General features: G+C 39.7%; 11 protein-coding genes, 2 tRNA genes and 2 rRNA genes. All 15 read right to left on the bottom strand.

Annotated elements, in window-relative coordinates; all coding sequences use genetic code 11:
- Positions 1-107: 107 nt before the first annotated feature.
- The 15 genes from gltP to GYM74_RS01550 all read right to left on the bottom strand — a co-directional run bounded on the left by gltP (position 108) and on the right by GYM74_RS01550 (position 16,572).
- Complete coding sequence (gltP, locus tag GYM74_RS01620) at positions 108-1,418, bottom strand: glutamate/aspartate:proton symporter GltP (RefSeq protein WP_370634042.1); 1,311 nt, start codon at positions 1,416-1,418, stop codon at positions 108-110.
- Positions 1,419-1,505: 87 nt separating this feature from the next.
- Positions 1,506-4,199: a DNA topoisomerase (ATP-hydrolyzing) subunit A gene (gene gyrA / locus GYM74_RS01615; RefSeq protein ID WP_220218759.1), complete on the bottom strand. Its 2,694-nt coding sequence runs from the start codon at positions 4,197-4,199 to the stop codon at positions 1,506-1,508.
- A 97-nt stretch (positions 4,200-4,296) separates the two neighbouring features.
- The gene (locus tag GYM74_RS01610) at positions 4,297-4,875 is read right to left on the bottom strand and encodes an SIS domain-containing protein (protein ID WP_220218758.1); all 579 of its coding nucleotides are present in this window, start codon (positions 4,873-4,875) and stop codon (positions 4,297-4,299) included.
- A gap of 16 nt (positions 4,876-4,891) precedes the next feature.
- Positions 4,892-5,263 carry a YraN family protein gene (locus tag GYM74_RS01605; RefSeq protein ID WP_220218757.1) on the bottom strand — a complete coding sequence of 124 codons (372 nt, stop codon included), beginning with the start codon at positions 5,261-5,263 and terminating at the stop codon, positions 4,892-4,894.
- Positions 5,226-7,076: a penicillin-binding protein activator gene (locus GYM74_RS01600; RefSeq protein WP_220218756.1), complete on the bottom strand. Its 1,851-nt coding sequence runs from the start codon at positions 7,074-7,076 to the stop codon at positions 5,226-5,228. Before GYM74_RS01600 ends, GYM74_RS01605 begins: the two co-directional genes overlap by 38 nt.
- A gap of 582 nt (positions 7,077-7,658) precedes the next feature.
- A complete protein-coding gene (gene rlmM, locus GYM74_RS01595) occupies positions 7,659-8,741 on the bottom strand; it encodes a 23S rRNA (cytidine(2498)-2'-O)-methyltransferase RlmM (RefSeq protein WP_220218755.1) in 1,083 nt (360 codons plus the stop codon).
- A 44-nt stretch (positions 8,742-8,785) separates the two neighbouring features.
- Positions 8,786-9,736 carry a Kdo(2)-lipid IV(A) acyltransferase gene (locus GYM74_RS01590; protein WP_220218754.1) on the bottom strand — a complete coding sequence of 317 codons (951 nt, stop codon included), beginning with the start codon at positions 9,734-9,736 and terminating at the stop codon, positions 8,786-8,788.
- Between the two features lie 248 nt (positions 9,737-9,984).
- Positions 9,985-10,779, bottom strand: coding sequence for a thymidylate synthase (gene thyA, locus GYM74_RS01585; RefSeq protein WP_220218753.1), 795 nt, complete (start codon positions 10,777-10,779; stop codon positions 9,985-9,987).
- Positions 10,776-11,645, bottom strand: a complete 870-nt coding sequence (lgt, locus tag GYM74_RS01580; protein WP_220218752.1) for a prolipoprotein diacylglyceryl transferase — start codon at positions 11,643-11,645, stop codon at positions 10,776-10,778. The genes thyA and lgt overlap by 4 nt, the downstream gene beginning before the upstream one ends.
- Positions 11,642-12,214, bottom strand: a complete 573-nt coding sequence (rppH, locus tag GYM74_RS01575; protein WP_220218751.1) for an RNA pyrophosphohydrolase — start codon at positions 12,212-12,214, stop codon at positions 11,642-11,644. The genes lgt and rppH overlap by 4 nt, the downstream gene beginning before the upstream one ends.
- A 98-nt stretch (positions 12,215-12,312) precedes the next feature.
- Entirely contained in the window at positions 12,313-12,873 is a 561-nt protein-coding gene (locus tag GYM74_RS01570) for a YgjV family protein (RefSeq protein ID WP_220218750.1), read from the bottom strand.
- Between the two features lie 125 nt (positions 12,874-12,998).
- Positions 12,999-13,114, bottom strand: a 5S ribosomal RNA gene (gene rrf, locus GYM74_RS01565).
- A gap of 151 nt (positions 13,115-13,265) precedes the next feature.
- Positions 13,266-16,164 (bottom strand): 23S ribosomal RNA (locus GYM74_RS01560).
- Positions 16,165-16,368: 204 nt separating this feature from the next.
- Positions 16,369-16,444: transfer RNA gene (locus tag GYM74_RS01555), tRNA-Ala, on the bottom strand.
- A 51-nt stretch (positions 16,445-16,495) separates the two neighbouring features.
- Positions 16,496-16,572 (bottom strand) — tRNA-Ile (locus GYM74_RS01550).
- Between the last annotated feature and the right edge of the window lie 42 nt (positions 16,573-16,614).

Here is a 16,614-nt window from a genome sequence, read left to right as displayed (position 1 = left end):
AACCCAGCTTAAGCTGGGTTTTTTTATATATATAATTGTGCAAATTAGATTAAGTTAATAAAAAAAGCTCCAGTTTTAACTGAAGCTTTATAAATTATAATGATGTTTTATTTTAAATATTGTTGCTCATATGCTCTTGCTTTTTTATCATCAAAAACATGTTCCCAGCGAGCGATAACGATAGCAGCCAATGCATTACCCACAACATTCACAACTGTTCTACCCATATCTAAAATACGCTCAACACCCATAATATAACCAATACCCTCGATTGGTATACCAACACTACCAAGTGTAGCTGATAACACTAAAATTGAAGCGCCTGGTACACCAGCAATCCCTTTTGATGCTATCATTAATGTGATAACGATGATAATTTGATCGAGAATACTTAAATCCATACCAAATAATTGCGCGAGAAAAATAACAGTTATACTTTGATATAGTGTTGAACCATCAAGATTAAATGAATATCCAGTCGGGATAACAAAACTGGTAATCGCTTTTGGTGCGCCATAAGCTTCCATTTTTTCAATGATCTTAGGCAAAGCTGTCTCGGAGCTTGCCGTTGAAAACGCAATAACGAGTTCTTCTTTTAATATTTTTAATAAGGTAAAAATATTAAATCGGCACAATTTACAAACTAAACCTAATATGACCAAGGTAAATATAATCATTGCTGAATAGACCGTTAAAATCAATTTCAGTAATGGTAGTAATGAAGCAAATCCATATTTGGCAACGGTTACTGTGATTAAGGCAAATACCCCAATAGGTGCGTAACGCATAATCATATTTGTTACTTTAAACATTGTATCTGATACCACTTTTAATAAGAATAAAAATGGATCACGCTGTTTATCAGGTAACGACATTAAGCCTAAGCCAAAAAAGACACAGAAGAAGATAACAGGTAAAACTGCACCATCAGACATTGCTTTAAAGATATTAGCCGGAATCATGTCTAAAATCATAACAATTAAACCATGCGGTTTACCGCTAAGTTCTTCAGCTGCTTTCGTATATTTACTAATATCTGCTGAAGCTAACGTTGAAGAATCTATTCCCGCGCCAGGTGCAAAGAAATTACCCCAAAAAAGACCTAATAAAATAGCAATAGTGGTGATAACTTCAAAATAAAGAATAGTTTTAAAGCCAAGCATTCCTAAACGTTTTGAACCACCAATGCCTGCTATACCTAACGTTAAAGTACTAAGAATAATTGGCAATACAATCATCTTAATTAAACGGATAAAAATATCACCTGCAGGTTGGAAAATATTAACAATGGCAAATTGATAATATGAATGTAATTCATGATTAGGATTTGCTAATTCATATAGAAAAGCACCTGTCACTACACCTAAGATCAAGGCAATTAAAATTTGCCATGCAAGATTAGTTAAGATTTTTTTAATAAAAAATGACATCTCATACGATTCCTTTTGAGGTTTTCTAAAACAAAAAAGGATTAGTTTTTCACTAATCCTTTTAATAATAAAGATTTATTCTTCGGATTCCTGTGCGGAATCACCCAGCTCCTCATTTTGCTGAGATAATTCCGTATCTGCCTCATCCTCAGTTTCAGCAATTCGCTGTAATCCGACCACTTTCTCGTTATCCGCAGTACGAATTAACATCACGCCTTGCGTATTTCGACCAACAACACTCACTTCTGATACACGAGTACGGACTAATGTACCGGCATCAGTAATTAACATGATTTGATCCGTTTCTTCAACTTGTACTGCACCAACTACTGCACCATTTCGCTCACTGACTTTAATCGATATTACGCCTTTAGTTGCACGTGATTTAGTTGGATATAATTCTTGTTCAGTACGTTTACCATAACCATTTTGCGTTGCAGTTAAAATTGCACCATTTCCACGAGGAACAATAAGTGAGACAACTTTATCATCACCTTCTAATTTTATTCCTCTAACACCTGTTGCCGTTCGTCCCATGCAACGAACTTTATTTGCCGGGAATCGAACAACTTTACCATTAGCTGAAAATAACATAATGTCTTCTGTATTAGAGATTTGAGACACTTCGTCATCATTGTCAGTCTCATCAACGATTAAATCATCATTCAGCTCTTCATCATCAACGATATCAGATGTTTCATTACTAGTTAAATCAACGCCGATTAATTCGTCATCATCACGTAAGTTAATCGCAATAATTCCACCACTGCGAGGGCGGCTAAATTCAATAAGTGAAGTTTTCTTAACCGTTCCTTGTGCGGTTGCCATAAAGACGCAATGTTCATCATCAAATTCCCGAACAGGCAAAATGGCAGTAATGCGCTCATCAGCTTCCAGTGGTAATAAATTGATGATTGGTCGACCACGTGATCCACGGCTGGCTTCCGGTAATTGATAAACCTTCATCCAATACAATCGCCCACGGCTTGAAAAACATAAAATAGTGTCGTGAGTATTTGCCACGAGTAATTTTTCAACAAAATCTTCTTCTTTGATTTTGGTCGCTGACTTACCTTTACCACCACGGCGCTGAGCTTCGTAATCTGATAATGGTTGATATTTTACGTAACCTTGATGCGATAACGTCACAACAACATCTTCTTGAGCGATAAGATCTTCAATATTGATATCTGCGCTACTTGCCGTGATTTCAGTTCTACGGGCATCTTGGAATTGGTCACGAACAGCTTCAAGCTCTTCGCGAATCACTTCCATCAATCGTTCCGGGCTTGATAAGATAAATAATAGTTCACCAATTAAAACTAATAGCTCTTTATATTCATCAAGGATTTTTTCATGTTCAAGACCAGTTAAACGGTGTAAACGTAGATCTAAAATAGCTTGTGCTTGCGCTTCAGATAGGTAGTAGTGACCATCACGAATACCAAATTCCGGTGCAAGGTCTTCCGGACGAGCGGCATCATCACCGGCTTTTTCCAGCATAGCGGCAACATGGCCTAATTGCCAAGCTTGCGCTAATAATTTGGCTTTCGCTTCCGCTGGCGTTGCTGCCGCGCGGATTAACTCAATCACTGGATCGATATTGGCCAGCGCAATAGCGAGGCCTTCTAACACATGGGCACGCTCACGTGCTTTACGCAGTTCATAAATGGTACGACGAGTGACCACTTCCCGACGGTGAAGCACAAATGCTTCAATCATTTCCCGTAAGTTTAATAGTTTTGGTTGACCTTTATGTAAGGCTACCATGTTGATACCAAATGAGACTTGTAATTGCGTCAGTGAGAAAAGATTGTTTAATACCACTTCACCAACAGCATCTCGTTTGATTTCAATGACAATACGCATACCGTCTTTATCAGATTCATCACGTAATGCAGAAATGCCTTCGACTTTTTTGTCTTTAACTAATTCTGCAATCTTTTCAATAAGCTTTTTCTTGTTAACTTGATAAGGAATTTCGTTAACGATGATTGTTTCACGACCGGTTTGGTCATCGACTTCAACGGTAGCTTTAGAACGAATATAAATAATACCACGCCCGGTACGGTAAGCATTTTCGATACCTTTGCGACCATTGATTAGCGCAGCAGTTGGGAAATCCGGACCTTGAATATGCTCCATTAATCCTTCAACTGAAATATTTTCATCTTCGATAAAAGCAAGACAACCATTGATAACTTCAGTTAAATTGTGAGGTGGAATGTTGGTTGCCATACCAACGGCAATCCCGGATGAGCCATTAATTAATAAATTAGGGATACGTGTTGGTAACACATCGGGGATCATTTCTGAGCCGTCGTAGTTAGGCGAGAAGTCGACCGTTTCTTTATCGAGATCGGTTAGTAATGCGCCAGCGAATTTTTGCATGCGAATTTCGGTATAACGCATCGCCGCCGCTGAGTCACCGTCAACCGAACCGAAGTTACCTTGACCGTCGACAAGCATATAGCGTAACGAAAACGGCTGAGCCATACGCACGATAGTGTCATAGACAGCAGAGTCGCCATGTGGATGATATTTACCGATCACATCCCCTACAACACGTGCAGATTTTCGATAAGGTTTATTCCAATCGTATCCGGCCTCATGCATGGCAAATAAAACCCGTCTATGTACCGGTTTTAATCCGTCACGCACATCAGGTAATGCACGCCCGACAATAACAGACATTGCATAATCAAGATACGAGGATTTCAATTCATCTTCAATATTAACGGGGGTTATTTCTTTGGCTAGTTCGGTCATAACACCATGTTCTCTTATTAATTTAAGTCATCAAATCAGCCTATAATTATAGCACAAAATCACTATAAATGCAGAATTAAACTGATTTAATTTCAACTTATTCACCATGAATAAACAATGTGTTTTCAATTAATTGGCATAAACAGTTTAAAATCATGGCATGCATTTCATATGCCATGACTTTTTTGTATGACGGAATTCGAATTTCTATATCATTTTGCCCCAGTAAACCAATAACTTCACCGCCATCAAAAGCGGTCAAGGCAACAATTTTCATATCTTTGATTACCGCCTCTTGTACGGCTCGAATAATCGATCGGCTATTACCTTGGCATGTAGAGATAACTAAGGTATCGCCTCGATGACCGATTGCTTGAATTTGGCGAGCATAGACTTCTTCATGATTACTAATAGCACTGAGTAACACATTATCAGAGACTAACGCAATAGCAGGAATGCTCGGTCTTTCTATATCCATACTGGTAATTAAACGTGAGGTAAAACTTTGCACATTTGCCGCCGCAGAGCCATTGCCACAACTCATTATTTTATTCCCGTTTAGCAAACTCTCGACAATAATATTAGCCGCTTTTTCTATGGAAGAACCGAGTGACTCAGCCATGACAATTTGTGTTTGAATACTTTCTGTAAAATAATTTTTAATTAAGTCTTGCACGTTTTTCACCTAAAAATTAAAACGCATTGATAATCCATTTCTGGTTTTTACCGGTCACGGCAAAAACATCAAATCTAAATTCGGTTTCTTCTATGTTTAAATTATTCGATATCATCCAAAGTTGTGCCGCTTGCCTAATTTTGGCTTGTTTAGACGGCGTAACTGTCGTTTCAGCTTCACCAAAATTAGCATTTTTACGGTAGCGCACTTCAACAAATACAAAACACTGTTTGTCACGCATAATTAAGTCAATTTCACCTAAGCGACATCGACTATTTTGTGCAACGAAAACCAGCCCTTGTTGAATTAAAAATTGGCAAGCAATTTGCTCATAATGCTTGCCAATATTTTTATTCTTCGTTTGTTGTGTTGGTTGATGCTGCAACATAAGCGTACTGTTGCCAGGATAACGAACGTGTAACTTCACATTGGTTACTGGTAGATAATTTCCCGGTCATACCGTTTAGGAAATCAGCTTGATAAGAGTCTAACTGATTAAAGCGATTCGCTAGTCTCCAAGCATCAATTCCCATTGCATACAATCGTAATAATGAATAATCTTTTTGAATATTACCCGGTACCATTGTTGTCATACTATCAGATAAGTTTACTATCATTGGAATATCGGCATACTCGGTTTGATTCATATCATAATTAAAATCGTTTGATCGATTAGCGGTATGGCTTTTAGAGCTGGAATAAAGTAATACGGAGCTCGATGCATTACCCACAGTTTTACCCGCACCCATATCAAGCATTGGTTTAATTAATGTCATTTCATCGTATGAAGCGTAAACATAAACGGCATCAAAACCAGAAGCTGAACCTGCATAGGATGCATCATCAGCAAAAACCGGACTACCTGTTAATCTAATTCCGACATTGCGATTCATATTTGCTCTTAGCGAGCTTGCATTAGCAAAATATTGAACATAGGCTTGCGAACTGTTTGCCGATAGTTGTGACCACTGTTTAGCAAAGCTTTGTGCAACCCGGCGACCTAAATCGGTTTGTGGTACAAGTAATAGTGGTCTTGTTTTATTTTGCGCATAAATATGGTTAGCCGCATCTGTGGCTTCATCTTCCGGCGATAATGCAAAATAGCACATCTTATTTGTCGTTGCGATGCTATTATCAACTTTATTAAGCGCTAAAACCGGAATACTTGGGGATAACTGTTTTATTTTTGTAACGTCATCTTTCAACAAAGGCCCCACGATTAATTGAACATTTTGGTCTTGAGCTTGTTGAATTAAAGATTCCATTGGGGCAGATGATGTATCTAAGATAACCATGTCTTGCTGTGGCTCCTGTGGATAAAATTTAATAGCATCCACATAGCCTTGGCGAATAGTATTACCAAATATGCGTGAAGAACCATTTAATGGCAGTAATAATGCAACTTTTTTAGCATTTGCATTATCTACCGAAATAGACTCTTCACCGGTTAAAGAAGGAATAAGTAATTTAGCTGGATGATCCGGATAACGCATCGCCCAATCTTTAATTGCTTGTATTAATATTGCATTTTGATTTTGAGCGTTCGCTGCAATGGCTTGACCATTTTCATCATCTTGTTTCACCGGCACTGGTCGATTGTTTAAAAACACAAACGCTAAATCAACCCAACCTTGCAACGTCGTTTCATTGTCGTAAACGCTAATTGAACTTAATTGATTTTGAGTTAGTTTTTTGAAGAAATTAAAGGTATTGTGAATCACTTGCTTTCTTTGCTGATCAGTAGCAAATATTTCAAGATCGATATAATCATGCGCTTGTTGATTGATATTTTTACTTTTTGCGTCAAACGCTAATTTTATACTGTAGTAACGATATAATTGACGATTATTTAATTCTTTAACATTTAATTGGTTGAGGTCAAATGATTTACCGGTTTTAACAGCAATTTCACCTAATAATAAGAGTTTTTCATTTTGCTGAGCAACATTGAGATCGGTTAGCTGAGATAAGATCGACTTCGCTTGTGAAATTTTATTTTCTTTCACTAACGCTCGCACCGCCAGTAATTGCCAGTTTGTCTTAGCTGATCCGGTCGCAGAATCTACCTGAGATAAATAATAAGCAGAATCTTTAATCTCATCAAAATCAGAAGATTTTTTTGATATATTGAGTGTACAGCCAACCAGTAATGCATATAGTGCTAATATTACAATAGCATATAAGGATTGTTTTAATTTCATACCCATTCTCTTGTAATTTGTTATCTTAAAATTCTTTATTGATAAACAGTTTTATTTATCAATGACAATGACGCCAGTTTATTGCCACTCTTAGTTGGATTTATTTTCTAGCGCTTCATAAAACGGTGATTAATTTTTTTAAAGACAGTGCAATTAATATTTCAAGATTAAAACATATCTTTCTATTAATAATCTGTCATTTGACAATCAATTGTATTAACGGAAATAGTGCTATGCCGTATTACATACAATAGAGTTTAAATGGTAAGCTTTTTAAGCACAAATTTAAAGCTATAATATTTCACTTTACCCTGATTATTGCGTTAATTTTAGTCAATAGCGCTCTTTTTATTATTCTACTGTTTAATTCGAATAAATAAACATCACTAACTGTCAAAAAAAATCTTAATAATTCTTAACAATTTAGTTTACGATTGTTTAAATTATTAAAAATTGACCAGTTAATAGATTTCGCTTTAATCACGCCGAATTGATATTATAATCGGCGCTTTTTAACAGTTACCTCAATTATTAGCCAATGGCTAATTAAGCGAGCGATAATCAAGTTATTAAATTCGTTTGCTATCCCCAAATTCTTTGTACATGCACGGTGATCTCTTCGCGATCATGATAAAGCTGTTTTGCCTCTATTTGTACATTAATCTGATGATTTTTCAGTTGGTTATGTAGTAGCTCCAAATTTTGTTTGACTTCTTCATAACGCTTTTTCATAGGTAATTTGAGATTAAAGATCGTTTCTCGACACCAACCATTGATTAGCCACTTTGCAATTAACTCAGTCACTTTAGCGGGTTTTTCAACCATATCACAGACCAACCAATAAATATTATGTTTTTTCGGTTCAAATTTAAAACCATCCTCACGAAAGTGTTTAACTTGACCGGTTTCCATTAATTTTTCATTCATTGGTCCATTATCGATGGCATAAACCATCATACTACGTTTAACTAGCTGATATGTCCAGCCGCCCGGGCAAGCGCCAAGGTCGACGGCATTTAAGCCGCCTTTTAAGCGTTCATCCCACTCTTCATAAGGAATAAAAATATGAAATGCTTCTTCCAATTTTAAGGTTGAGCGAGACGGTGCATCAGACGGAAATTTCAATCTTGCAATCCCCATATAAAAAGGCGAATTGTTTTGGCTTAATGAATAGCCAACATAACAGCTATGGTTATTGATAAATAATAAGTGAATAACCGGGCGTGAAGGATTTTGCACTTTTAGTAGAATTCGCTTATTTCTCAGAGCCTGTCTGAGCGGAACAGTAAATTTACGGCAAAACCCCGCTAACGCTTTACCTTCATTGGTATCAGCAACTTCAACCCGCAAATCGCCCGCTTTTTCGACACATCCGGTTAGTGCATCAATTATTGGTGATATGCGATCGTTGGTTGGCAGATCTGTTAGTAGGTCACCAGATACAAACATCTGCCTTGCAAAGATAAGTGTTCTAAATGATAACGTTTTAATAAGGCGCTGTGCATCTTCAGGTTGATAGCATTCAAACACGACATAACCACTGTTATCTTTTACTTTGGCAAAACCGTATATCTCATGCTGTGTGGCTTTATCGGTAATTTCTGCTGCACACTCTTTTTCAAATCCACAACGGCAATAGAGAATAATTTTATTAAGTTTTTGCATATTTCGTTTTGACTCTTTTAACCAACAATTTCAAATAACCTGTTTTAGTCAGATTGAACACTATCTGTGTATAACGGCGCCTCACCTTTTGGACGAGTTTTAAATCGTCGATGCAACCACATATATTGTTCGGGAGCTTTTAAAATTTCCTGTTCGATAGCTTTATTCATAAAGGTTGCAGCTTGAACATCATCATCGACCGGATACCCTTCAAGTGGCGGTGTAACATACACGGTATAATGACCATTTTTTTCACGTTTAGGGGTAAATGGAATAATAGCCGGGTGACCGAGTTTAACTAAAATGCGCGTGCCAATGGTTGTCGCTGCTTTTTCAACTGAAAATAGTGGCGCAAACACGCTATTTTTAGGTCCGTAGTCATGATCGGGGGCGTACCACAGTAATTCGCCATTTTTTAACGCCCGAACCATTCCTTTGGTGTTATAGCGATCTAACATATATTTATTTGATTTCAAGCGGCCTTTAAGCTGAACATAATCCATTACCGGATTATCGTTTGGTCGGTAGACCCCAACTCCCGGATGACTCATACCTAAAATACGGGCACCTAATTCAAGTGTTAAAAAGTGGATGCCAATAAGCAGTACACCCTGACCCGATTGCTGTATTTGGGTAATATAAGAATCACCGACAATCGAGGATTGTTTAGCTAGCCGTTTATCTGACCAAAACCAAGCGATTCCTGTTTCGAAAATAGCAACACCAGTTGAAATAAAATTTTCTCGCAACAATTGGTCTCGTTCTTGCTGTGACTTTTCAGGAAAACAGAGCTTAAGGTTTTGTCTGGCGGTCTCTTTACGTTTACCTATCAATTTCATGGAAAGCAAGCCTAGACCTTTACCAATTTGATAAATGATTGGATAAGGCAATAAAACGATTAGATACAAAATACCAATACCAAACCACGTTAACCAGTAACGAGGGTGTAATAAACGTTTTGAAAAAATGGGGCGTATTTCCTGATTTTGATTCATATTAAGATCAAATAATTATTTAAACAAAGTAGATTATTATATACCAAATCTTGATTTAAGAGGCAGAAAAATAACATGCCCGAGGGTTGCTTTAATCCTTCATCAAGATAAGGCGTTTGCATAAAGCTAATGATTTGAAACAGATGTTAGGGATTAAATTGATTAATCCCTATTGTGAAATTTAACACTTTAACAGCGCTAATTTTATACTCAAACGTATACTATTTCTGAAACTTCTTGACAAACAATTAGACTGCAACCGGTGCTTTAATTGCCGGATAAGGATCATAATCAACGATGTCAAAATCCTCGAAGACATAATCAAAGATTGTCGGTGGTTTACGTTTGATAACCAGTTTTGGTAACGCTCTTGGTTCACGAGTTAACTGTAAATGTGTTTGCTCCATATGATTTGAGTAAAGGTGAGTATCGCCGCCTGTCCAGACAAAATCACCGACTTCTAAATCACACTGCTGTGCAATCATATGCACAAGAAGTGAATAGCTAGCAATATTAAAAGGTAGACCTAAAAAAACGTCACATGAACGCTGATAAAGCTGACAAGAAAGTTTACCTTGTGCCACGTAGAATTGGAAAAAAGCATGACAAGGCGCTAAAGCCATTTGATCAAGCTCACCCACATTCCAGGCTGAAACAATCATCCTTCTTGAATCCGGGTCATGTTTGATTTGTTCAATTAGTTGCGAAATCTGATCGATTTGACGCCCGTCGGCAGCTCCCCATGCTCGCCACTGTTTGCCATACACAGGGCCTAAATCACCATTTTCATCAGCCCATTCATCCCAAATGGTCACTTTGTTATCTTGTAAATACTTTATATTGGTATCGCCTTTTAAAAACCAAAGCAATTCGTGGATAATTGAACGTAAATGACATTTTTTGGTGGTGACCAATGGGAAACCATCTTGTAAATTAAATCGCATCTGATGACCAAAAATAGATAAGGTCCCTGTTCCTGTTCGATCTGATTTAGGTGTTCCTTCATCTAAAATTTTTTGCATAAGTGCTAAATATTGTTTCATGGTTTTATGGCCTTTTTATTAAATCTGTAAGCATATAAAAGAATGAAAATACCACCAAAAATCATTGGTAGGCATAAAATTTGTCCCATACTAATGATGTTTAAAAATAAGCCCAACTGTTCATCGGGTTGTCGGTAGAATTCAATGACAAATCTAAACACACCATAGCAAAGCAAAAATAGACCGGATACACTGCCTGTTGGTCGAGGTTTGCGAATAAATAGATTTAAGATGATAAATAGAACAATCCCTTCAAAAAACATTTCGTAAAGTTGAGATGGATGTCTTGGCAAGATACCATTCAATTGCGAATAAAGCGAGTACCACTCAGGGTGAGACTGCACAAACATAAAATCAGCATGCGCAGATGTCGGAAATAACATGCCAATGGATGAATTGGTAACACGCCCCCACAGTTCGCCATTGATAAAATTACCAAATCGACCAAACATCAATCCGATTGGTACCAACGGTGCAACAAAATCAGCTACTTGCATAAACGTTTTGCCCGTTTTTTTGGCAAAAATTGCTATTACGCAGATGGCGCCAATTAAGCCTCCATGAAATGACATTCCCCCTTCCCACACTTTAAATAGCGTTATAGGGTCGTGCATAAAGGCTTCGAAATTGTAGAAAAAGACATAACCTACTCTTCCACCAATAAAGAGCCCTAAAAAGCCCCAGAAAAGGAGATTTTCAACTTGTTGTGCTGTCCATTGACTATCGGGTTTACTCGCTCGGCGTTTTGCCAGAAAAAGCGCACCAACTATGCCAAATAGATACATCAAACCATACCAATGCAAAGAAATAGGACCTAATGAAAGTGCAACTGGATTAAAATCCGGAAATTGTAAATATTGATTCATTTTTTTACACGCTGTTTGTTTTTTCGTTTATGAACAAAGAAATTAAATCGTTTCTTTTTAGAAACATTTGCTACAGGTAAATCCGATTCAGACTGTATGGTAAATACAGATAAGCAAAATTCTTTCATTGCTTTTCGGTATACATCCCGTTTAAAAGCAATAACCTGTCTAATAGGGTACCAATAGCTTACCCATTTCCAATCATCAAATTCCGGGGTAGAAGACATGTTTAGATTAATCACCGACGGATCAGAAATAAGCTCTAATAAAAACCATTTCTGCTTTTGTCCAATACAAACAGGTTGATTTTCCCAACGAATCATTCTTTTGGGTAATTTATAACGAAGCCAACCATTAGTTACTGACAAAATTTTTACATCTTTTGGTAATAATCCTACCTCTTCATTAAGTTCTCGAAACATTGCCTGCTCAGGCGTTTCGTTTTGTTTTATTCCGCCCTGAGGAAACTGCCAAGAATTTTGCCCGTAACGACGAGCCCAAAGTACTTGACCATACCTGTTACAAATAACTATTCCTACATTTGGACGGTAGCCATCATTATCGATCACTGACTACCTCAAAAAATTTATTTTTTATATAGCTGAATTGTTTCATACATACAGCAATAAATAAATAGAAAAATGATGTTAAACGTATAAATATGCTGTTATTCAGATGTTTTTTTCGCTAATTTGATAATCGTCACGATGTTAATCACCGCAAATGTGATTTCAATAGCCAGACTACCGAGTGAACCTATCACTAAACTATAGATTATCCATAGTGCACTACTGAGTAAGATCAGTAAGCGCATTTGCTGTTGCTGAAAACGAAAAAGCGCAATGGTTACCAGTGTCGTACCGATAACAGAGAAATAGTGAATAAATTGCGTGCAGTCGGGCGTAGTGAGAAAATAAAATATCCACATTAGGGCTATAAAAAACAACATTGCCAACAGGCTTTTGGTATATGCTGAGGTAATATTTCGGAAAATATTGATAATATTTAGGATAGCTGCCGGATAAGATTCGGGACCCAGCAGATAAAAATGCAGTGTCATAATGATATTGACTAGGGTTAATTGATTACGAAAAGCGCTATCTTTACGTTGTAAAAAAGCACTTACGCCAACAAGATAACCTAATATTCCAACCAACTGAGGAACTGTTGTATATTTTTGAATAAAATCAGATCCAAAAAACTGATATAAATACTCCAGATTATCCATTGTTCACTCCTTAGACAAATGGATTGAAATTATACGATCGTTGCGTAATCATTTAACCTAAATATTTAAACGATAAGATGCAAAAAAGCCCAGCATCTCTGCTGGGCTTTCGCTCTAATTTAAAAGTCTGGCGGCACCCTACTCTCACATGGGTAATACCCACACTACCATCGGCACTACGGCGTTTCACTTCTGAGTTCGGCATGGGGTCAGGTGGGACCACCGCGCTATTACCGCCAGACATATTCTGTCTTCTCTTTCTTCAACTGATGCGCATTATCGCATGTCTGCATCAATCGCTCAATCCGGAACAAACTGTTTTATCAATCTTTCATCACCTTTCGATGATTTCTTACTCTCAACTTGCGTAACCCAAAACAACTCCGAGTTGTAAGGTTAAGACTCTCGGTTCATTAGTATCAGTTAGCTCAATGTATCACTACACTTACACACCTGACCTATCTACGTCTTAGTCTCAAACGGACCTTACTGAATCTCTTCAGGGAAAACTCATCTCGAGGCTAGTTTCGTGCTTAGATGCTTTCAGCACTTATCTATTCCGCACGTAGCTACCGGGCAATGCAATTGGCATCACAACCCGAACACCAGCGGTGCGTTCACTTCGGTCCTCTCGTACTAGAAGCAAACCCTCTCAATTTTCCTACGCCCATGGCAGATAGGGACCGAACTGTCTCACGACGTTCTAAACCCAGCTCGCGTACCACTTTAAACGGCGAACAGCCGTACCCTTGGGACCTACTTCAGCCCCAGGATGTGATGAGCCGACATCGAGGTGCCAAACACCGCCGTCGATATGAACTCTTGGGCGGTATCAGCCTGTTATCCCCGGAGTACCTTTTATCCGTTGAGCGATGGCCCTTCCATTCAGAACCACCGGATCACTATGACCTACTTTCGTACCTGCTCGAGCCGTCACTCTCGCAGTCAAGCTAGCTTTTGCCATTGCACTAACCTCCTGATGTCCGACCAGGATTAGCTAACCTTCGTGCTCCTCCGTTACTCTTTGGGAGGAGACCGCCCCAGTCAAACTACCCACCAGACAGTGTCCCTTACCTCGATTCAGAAGTACAGGTTAGAACATCAAACATTAAAGGGTGGTATTTCAAGGATGACTCCACACACACTGGCGTGCATGCTTCATAGTCTCCCACCTATCCTACACATTAAGGCTCAATGTTCACTGTCAAGCTATAGTAAAGGTTCACGGGGTCTTTCCGTCTTGCCACGGGTACACCGCATCTTCACGGCAATTTCAATTTCACTGAGTCTCGGGTGGAGACAGCCTGGCCATCATTACGCCATTCGTGCAGGTCGGAACTTACCCGACAAGGAATTTCGCTACCTTAGGACCGTTATAGTTACGGCCGCCGTTTACTGGGGCTTCGATCAAGAGCTTCTGCTTACGCATAACCCCATCAATTAACCTTCCAGCACCGGGCAGGCGTCACACCGTATACGTCCACTTTCGTGTTTGCACAGTGCTGTGTTTTTATTAAACAGTTGCAGCCAGCTGGTATCTTCGACTGATTTCACCTACGTCCGCATGGGATTTCAATTACCGTCAGCGTGCCTTCTCCCGAAGTTACGGCACCATTTTGCCTAGTTCCTTCACCCGAGTTCTCTCAAGCGCCTGAGTATTCTCTACCTGACCACCTGTGTCGGTTTCGGGTACGATTAACTGTAACCTGAAGCTTAGAGGATTTTCCTGGAAGCAGGGCATCAATTACTTCACTACCTTAGTAGCTCGTCATCACGCCTCAGGGTCTCAGTGACCGGATTTGCCTAATCACACCCCTACACGCTTAACCCACCATCCAATAGGTGGTAAACCTAGCCTTCTTCGTCCCCCCATCGCAGTTACAGCCAGTACGGGAATATTAACCCGTTTCCCATCAGATACGCCCTTCGGCCTCTCCTTAGGGGTCGACTCACCCTGCCCCGATTAACGTTGGACAGGAACCCTTGGTCTTCCGGCGAGCGGGCTTTTCACCCGCTTTATCGTTACTTATGTCAGCATTCGCACTTCTGATACCTCCAGCATGCCTCACAACACACCTTCTACGGCTTACAGAACGCTCCCCTACCCAATACACTTTCGTGCACTGCCGCAGCTTCGGTGCATAGTTTTAGCCCCGTTACATCTTCCGCGCAGGCCGACTCGACTAGTGAGCTATTACGCTTTCTTTAAATGATGGCTGCTTCTAAGCCAACATCCTAGCTGTCTAAGCCTTCCCACTTCGTTTCCCACTTAACTATGACTTCGGGACCTTAGCTGGCGGTCTGGGTTGTTTCCCTCTTCACGACGAACGTTAGCACCCGCCGTGTGTCTCCCATGATTAAACTTGTCAGTATTCGGAGTTTGCATCGGGTTGGTAAGCCGGGATGGCCCCCTAGCCGAAACAGTGCTCTACCCCCAACAGTTACTCATGAGGCGCTACCTAAATAGCTTTCGGGGAGAACCAGCTATCTCCCGGTTTGATTGGCCTTTCACCCCCAGCCACAGGTCATCCGCTAATTTTTCAACATTAGTCGGTTCGGTCCTCCAGTTAGTGTTAACCAACCTTCAACCTGCCCATGGCTAGATCACCGGGTTTCGGGTCTATACCCTGCAACTTTTCGCACAGTTAATACTCGGTTTCCCTTCGGCTCCCCTATTCGGTTAACCTTGCTACAGAATATAAGTCGCTGACCCATTATACAAAAGGTACGCAGTCACACATACCCAACGGTACATGCTCCCACTGATTGTACGTACACGGTTTCAGGGTCTATTTCACTCCCCTCCCGGGGTTCTTTTCGCCTTTCCCTCACGGTACTGGTTCACTATCGGTCAATCAGGAGTATTTAGCCTTGGAGGATGGTCCCCCCATCTTCAGACAGGATATCACGTGTCCCGCCCTACTCTATAAGCTTCCACATAATGCATTTTCGTGTACGGGACTTTCACCCTCTGTCGTGCGACTTTCCAGACGCTTCCACTAATACACTATGCTACCCGCTTGGGCTCCTCCCATTTCGCTCGCCGCTACTTTGGGAATCTCGGTTGATTTCTTTTCCTCGGGGTACTTAGATGTTTCAGTTCTCCCGGTTCGCCTCATCTGACTATGTATTCATCAGATGATAGTGCAGTCACCTGCACTGGGTTTCCCCATTCGGACATCAACGGTTATAGCGCCTTTTATCGGCTTACCGTCGCTTTTCGCAGATTAACACGTCCTTCATCGCCTCTGATTGCCTAGGCATCCACCGTGTACGCTTAATTTCTTAACCTTACAACTCACAGTTGTCTTGGTTTCAATTACGCTTTTTTCTCTTTTCTACTTCTTCACATTCATACTTTCATACAAATGCCTTCCGTAAAAACGAGAACTCGTTTCTTTCAGCTTGTTCCTAATTGTTAAAGAGCTTTATCTTTCTATTTACTCTTAAAAGTAAATACAAACATAATTTAATTTTCAAAAGAGACGGCTTTAATGGTGGAGCTAAGCGGGATCGAACCGCTGGCCTCCTGCGTGCAAGGCAGGCGCTCTCCCAGCTGAGCTATAGCCCCATTATTTTCACTTCTCCACGTCTCAAGCTGGCTCGCTCAATGCCGTTGAATTGGTGGGTCTGAGTGGACTTGAACCACCGACCTCACCCTTATCAGGGGTGCGCTCTAACCACCTGAGCTACAGACCCAATAAAGTGACTCTTTCTTAACAAACAATCTGTGTGAACACT

Origin of the sequence: Gilliamella sp. ESL0405 (genome assembly GCF_019469205.1) — a bacterium.
In the GTDB taxonomy this organism is placed as follows: domain Bacteria; phylum Pseudomonadota; class Gammaproteobacteria; order Enterobacterales; family Orbaceae; genus Gilliamella.
This window is presented reverse-complemented; position numbering and strand designations above follow the sequence as displayed.